The sequence below is a fragment of the Dietzia sp. B44 genome, assembly GCF_014145245.1.
Lineage (GTDB): Bacteria > Actinomycetota > Actinomycetes > Mycobacteriales > Mycobacteriaceae > Dietzia > Dietzia natronolimnaea.
Genome location: NZ_JAALEF010000449.1, coordinates 1 through 1,627, shown reverse-complemented (window position 1 = coordinate 1,627; position 1,627 = coordinate 1). Strand labels below are relative to the sequence as shown.

Sequence of the window (1,627 nt, the reverse complement as noted above, 5' to 3'; positions counted from 1 at the left end):
AGCCGGAGACGGAGCCGGTGTCGGTGTCCCCACCGAGCGAGCCGGTGTCCAGCGAGCCGGTGCCCGCGTCGGTGGCCCCGGCCGAGCCGCTGTCGAGGATGTCGCTACCGGTGTTCGGGGAGACACCGAGGCTGCCGAACTCGACCGAGCCCGGGTTGGACGCCTCGGCGCCGAGGTTCAGGTTGAAGGCGAGGCTGCCCAGGTCGACGGCGAGGTCCGTGCCGAGATCGAGGTCGGCCAGGCTACCGTCCTCACCCGCGATCTCCGTGAGGCTGCCCGTGTCGCCCGCGAGGCCCTCGAGGCTGCCGCCGGGGGCTTCCTGGGCCGCGGCGAGGCCGGGGAACGCGATGGCGGCACCGATGCCGAACGCGCCGACGGCGGCGATCTTGGCGGTGGTGCGGTTGGTGGTCTTCCGGTGGGTGTTCGTCATGTTCTGAACAGCTCCCATCTTCATTGACCCCGATGTCTCTCATCGCGGACACCTCGATCGGAGCGAGGTGCGTCGGCGACCCTACAAGCGAAGTCCGGCGCTGTCAGGGGGGCGAAATGCTGAGTGTTCCTTGAGGTAACACTCCGGTCACCACAGGCGAGGGGGCGTATCCGGCCGACTCCGCGGGTCGGCCGCGAACCGTGTCATGCCTGCCTAGGCTGGGGTTATGGACGCCCCCGCGGATGCCGACCCGGTGACGGACGGAGGGCCGGCCGTCGTCGAGACGCACAGCGCTCTCATCGTGCTCTATGGTGATGAGGCTCACAAAGTGCGCAAGCGCATCGATCTCGGGTTCCTGGACAACACGTCGGTCGGGGCCCGCGCAGAACAGAGCCGCCGGGAGGTCGAGCTCAACAGCCGCCTGGCGCCGGACGTGTACGACGGTGTGCTCGAGGTGCGAGGTCCCGACGGCGAGGTGATCGACCACGTGGTCCGGATGCGCCGACTCCCCGCCGGACGGAGCCTGGACTCGCTGGTGCGGTCGCGGGCCTCGGGGACCGGCCGCTCCGACGATCCCGACCTCCTGGCGGGGGTGCGGGAGGTGGCCCGGCAGCTCGATCACCTCCACGCCGCGAGTCCCCGCTCGGAGGAGATCGACGCGGTGGGCACTGCGGACGCCGTGGCCGGGTTGTGGCGGGAGTCGATCGGCCACTTGCGGCGTCTGAGTGTGGGCGAGGACGCACCGGTGATCGTCGACGACGTGGAGTGGCTCGCGGGGGAGTATCTCCGCGGGAGGGAGCGACTGCTGCGGGCGCGAGTCGATGCGGGCCGGGTGGTCGACGGCCACGGCGACCTGCTCGCGGCGGACATCTATCTGGAGGACGACGGGCCCCGGGTGATCGACTGTCTCGAGTTCGACGACCGGCTCAGGTTCGGGGACGCCATGCTCGACGCCGGGTTCCTGGCGATGGATCTCGACAGGGTGGGGGCGCGGGACCTCGCCGAGGCCTTCCTCGCGGCGTATCGGGACTTCTCGGGGGATGACGCGCCGTCGTCCCTCGTGCACCACTACATCGGGTACCGCGCGCTGGTCCGGTCCAAGGTCACCGCGATCCGCGCCGAGCAGTCCCGGAGCGGCGGGGCGGACGCGCGGCACGCCCTCGAGCTGGCGGACCGGGCCGTCGACGCCCTCCTGCG

1 protein-coding gene and 1 pseudogene are annotated in these 1,627 nt (G+C 71.2%); one reads left to right on the top strand and one right to left on the bottom strand.

Going from position 1 to position 1,627, the window contains the following annotated elements:
* Positions 1-430, bottom strand: a 430-nt coding sequence (locus tag G6017_RS13890) for a hypothetical protein (protein WP_241731561.1), incomplete at its 3' end; no start/stop codon positions are given.
* A gap of 226 nt (positions 431-656) precedes the next feature.
* Here G6017_RS13890 and G6017_RS13885 point away from each other — a divergent pair.
* Positions 657-1,627: pseudogene (locus tag G6017_RS13885) on the top strand (gluconate kinase); the annotation flags it as partial.